The organism is Draconibacterium sp., assembly GCF_041583095.1.
Taxonomy (GTDB): Bacteria; Bacteroidota; Bacteroidia; order Bacteroidales; family Prolixibacteraceae; genus Draconibacterium.
Map to the genome: position 1 here is coordinate 1 of NZ_JBFHGM010000363.1, position 4,126 is coordinate 4,126.

The 4,126-nt window shown below is 42.7% G+C and carries 4 protein-coding genes; all 4 read right to left on the bottom strand.

The window, feature by feature from the left end:
• Nucleotides 1-439: TRAP transporter substrate-binding protein DctP (dctP, locus tag ABZB17_RS21055; RefSeq protein WP_372653347.1), on the bottom strand; the 439-nt coding region annotated here is incomplete at its 3' end.
• 42 nt (nt 440-481) lie between these two features.
• Nucleotides 482-1,153 carry a bifunctional 4-hydroxy-2-oxoglutarate aldolase/2-dehydro-3-deoxy-phosphogluconate aldolase gene (locus ABZB17_RS21060; RefSeq protein ID WP_372653350.1) on the bottom strand — a complete coding sequence of 224 codons (672 nt, stop codon included), beginning with the start codon at nt 1,151-1,153 and terminating at the stop codon, nt 482-484.
• Nucleotides 1,154-1,566: 413 nt separating this feature from the next.
• On the bottom strand, nt 1,567-2,667 hold the full coding sequence (locus tag ABZB17_RS21065; RefSeq protein WP_372653352.1) for a sugar kinase: 1,101 nt from the start codon (nt 2,665-2,667) through the stop codon (nt 1,567-1,569).
• A gap of 90 nt (nt 2,668-2,757) precedes the next feature.
• Nucleotides 2,758-4,126, bottom strand: a 1,369-nt coding sequence (gene uxaC, locus ABZB17_RS21070) for a glucuronate isomerase (RefSeq protein WP_372653355.1), incomplete at its 5' end; no start/stop codon positions are given.

Genomic DNA, 4,126 nt, shown 5'->3' on the forward strand with positions numbered 1-4,126 from the left:
CATCGTAGAAACAAAGTCCACGAATCCAAAACTCTTCGGTACCAAGCAGCATTTCTTTACCAATTTCGCCATCGAACACGTTAAACGAATGTTGTTGCGAACGAAAAACGTAAGGCAAACCCAAGGCTTTAAATTTGGGCGTAAACCCTTCCATTACTGCTGCCGAAACTTTGGTAATTGCCAAACTTCCTATCTGTAACAACTCAACACACTGTTGCTCGGAACCCAGCTGCCCGCTGGGGTAAATATCGATGGTTAGTTTCCCTCCTGATTTTTCAGCCAGACGCTCGGCCATAAACACCATACCCTTATGAACCGGGTGAGTTGGGTCGAGACCGTGAGCCAGTTTTAAGACTTTATGTTGTTTGGTTTCGGTGCATCCCAGAAGAAATACCACCACAAAAACCAAAGAAAAAGCTTTAACGATTTTAGTTCTCATTAGATAAATTGATTTAGAATTCCGCCGTTTCGGGCGGCTGTTTTATGTTGTCAGATCGCTGATAATTTTCAGTGCCCCGGCACATTTTTCGGTAATATAGGCATAATTTTTTTCGGCCAAAACTTCTTTCGGGAACAACTGCGATCCCATACCCACACAAGTTACTCCGGCATCAAACCATTGTTTCAGGTTTTCCTTATCCGGAGACACACCACCAGTTGGCATTATGCTGGCGTAAGGCATTGGTCCTTTTACAGCTTTTACAAAGCTTGGTCCTCCCACTTGCGAACCCGGGAAAATTTTCACCACCTCGGCACCCAGTTCATGTGCACGGCCAATTTCGGTAACCGAACCACAACCCGGACTCCAGGCAATTTTGCGATTGTTACAAACTTTTGCAGTTCCTTCATCAATTAGCGGAGCAACTACAAAGTTGGTTCCTAAAGCTATGTACATGGCAGCTGTGGCCTCATCAACGATTGAGCCAACTCCCATTATCATTTCCGGGCATTCGTTAATGGCCCATTTATTTAATTCCGCAAAAACAAGTGTCGCAAAATCGCCACGGTTGGTAAATTCGAATAAACGTACACCACCATCGTAGCAGGCTTTTACCACTGCTTTACAAACCTCTACATCCTGATGATAGAACACCGGCACCATTCCGGTTTCTTTCATTTTTAATGCAACTTCTATTCTTGAAAATCTTGCCATTTTATTTTTGATTCATTTTTATTTTCAATTCAACCACTTCGTTACCAGGTAACGTTTGTCCCCCCGAAAAGGGGGACAAGATTTTTCAATTTATTTGAAAAATCAGGGGGTACATTTCTTTAACCCCAAAATATTATTGGAACGGCGATTTAATCAACGTTCATCTATTACGGCGCATGCAACAGTTCATATTCAAACTGCTTTTCTGGATGCGCCGTTTTCCGCTATTTCTTTTTGATCCCCCGCCCTAAAGGACGGGGCTACCTATATTTCATCCCTACGGGATTAAAGAACGTTTTGCAAATGTGCCGTTTTCGCTATCTCTACGATTCCCACGCTAAAGCACGGGGTTATTTATATTCAACTCCGATGGAGTTCGACTTTTACCTTTGTACTTTTTACTTTTGCCTTGGCTATCGATCAACACGTGCGCTTCCGCCGCCGATTATTTTTTCTACTTCTGATAAAGTTGCCATGGTTGTGTCGCCCGGAGTGGTCATTGCCAATGCTCCGTGTGCGGCACCATATTCAACAGCTTTTGCACCATCGTTAAACTCAAGGAAACCATAAATTAAACCGGATGCAAAACTATCGCCACCACCCACACGATCCATAATTTCAAGATCTTCGCGGTGTTGTGCTTCATGAATTACACCATCAGCATAACAGATAGCACCCCATGAATTTACGGTTGCCGTTTTAACGGTACGCAATGTTGTGGCTATAACCTTGAAGTTAGGAAACTCGGATACGGCTGATTTTATCATGTTTTTATATCCGGTTAAATCCAGTTCTTTCAGATTCTCTTCGTTTCCTTCTACTTCCAAACCTAAACATGCTGTAAAATCTTCTTCATTACCGATCATTACATCCACATATTTGGCAATTTCCCGGTTTACTTCCTGTGCTTTTGCTTCTCCACCAATGGCTTTCCAAAGCGACGGACGGTAATTCAGATCATACGAAACAATAGTGCCGTACTTCTTAGCAATTTTTACGGCTTCAATAACCGTTTCTGCAGCGGTTTCAGAAAGTGCTGCGAAAATACCACCGGTGTGCATCCAGCGAACGCCCAAGGTTCCGAAAATATATTCCCAGTCGATATCACCGGGTTTTAATTGCGATGCTGCAGTATTTCCGCGGTCGGAAACACCTTTTGCACCACGAATGCCAAAGCCTCTTTCTGTAAAGTTTAATCCATTACGAACGGTGCGACCACAACCATCGTAGTCTACCCATTTTACTAATTGAGTATCCAAACCGCCCTGAAGCATAAAATCTTCAATTAAGGCACCAACTTCGTTGTCGGCCAATGCAGTTATAATTGCTGTTTTCTTTCCGAAACACCTTCTCAGACCTCGTGATACGTTATATTCGCCACCGCCTTCCCAGGCACGAAACTGACGCGTTGTTCTTATTCTTCCTTCTCCCGGATCGAGTCTTAACATTACTTCACCAAGAGAAATACAGTCGTATGTACATTCGGATTTTGATTTAATTTCCAATTTTGCCATGATTTAGTCTATTCTTTAATGCAATCGATTGCAAAGATACATTTCTATTAAAATATTTTGCATGATCGCCTTAAAATCAAAGTGTTTTTACTAAAAATTAAAATAAGCTTTTGCATTATTGAAACAGATATTTTCAACCATACTTCCCAACAGTTCCATATCGTATGGAATCTCGCCATTTTCAACATCGTTACCCAGTAAATTACACAAGGTACGACGGAAATATTCGTGACGGGTATACGACAGATAACTGCGTGAATCGGTTAGCATTCCCACAAAACGGCTCAACAAACCAAGATTTGATAAGGCCTGCATTTGTTTTTCCATGCCGTCTTTCTGATCGAGGAACCACCAGCCGGAACCAAATTGCATTTTTCCGGGAACAGAACCGTCCTGGAAATTTCCGATCATTGTTGCAATCAGCTCATTGTCGCGGGGATTCAGGTTATATAATATCGTTTTCGATAATTTATTCTCCATATCCAGTCGGTCCAGTAATCTTGACAGTGGTCGTGCAATATCAAAATCACCAATCGAATCAAACCCTACGTCGGCTCCAAGTTTCTTGAACAAACGCGTATTGTTGTTTCGTAAAGCGCCAATATGAAATTGTTGCGTCCATCCGCGCGAGTGGTCCATAATTCCGAATTCGTACAACATGCACGACTTGAATTTTACCACTTCTTCATTCGTAAGCTCGCCACCTTTCCGAACTTTGACAAAAATCTTTTCAATTTCCGCTTCGGTGTAATCTTCAGCCAAAACTGTTTCAACACCATGATCGCTTAAACGACAACCATTTAAATGGAAAAACTCATGACGATCGTCCAGCGCATCCATTAAATCGCCAAAGCTTTTAATATTCATGTTGGCAGCCTCTTCCAACTCGCTTAAATAAGCATTGTAACTAGTCGCATTCTCCACAGCCATGGCTTTATCGGGACGCCAGGCCGGAAGTACTGCGGTTTCGAATCCATCGGCTTTTATGGCACGGTGATACTCCAACGAATCCACCGGATCGTCGGTAGTACAAATGGTATGCACGTTGGCCATTTTTATAATTCCGCGACATGAATATTCGGGTGTTTGTAATTTGGCATTACATTCTTCCCAAATCTCTCTGGCGGTAGCCGGACTCAAAACTTTATCTATCCCGAAGAATTTCTTTAGTTCCAGGTGTGTCCAGTGAAAAAGCGGATTACGCAAAGTGTGCGGCACCGTTTCGGCCCACTTTTCAAATTTTTCCCAATCGCTGGCATTTCCGGTACAGTATTTTTCGGCAACACCGTTGGTACGCATGCCGCGCCATTTGTAATGATCGCCATACAACCAAAGCTGCGTGATGTTTTCATACTCTTTATCCTCAGCAATTTCCTGCGGATTAATATGACAGTGGTAATCAAAAATCGGCATTTTGGCCGCATGATTGTGATATAATTCCTTTGCAACATCGGTTTGC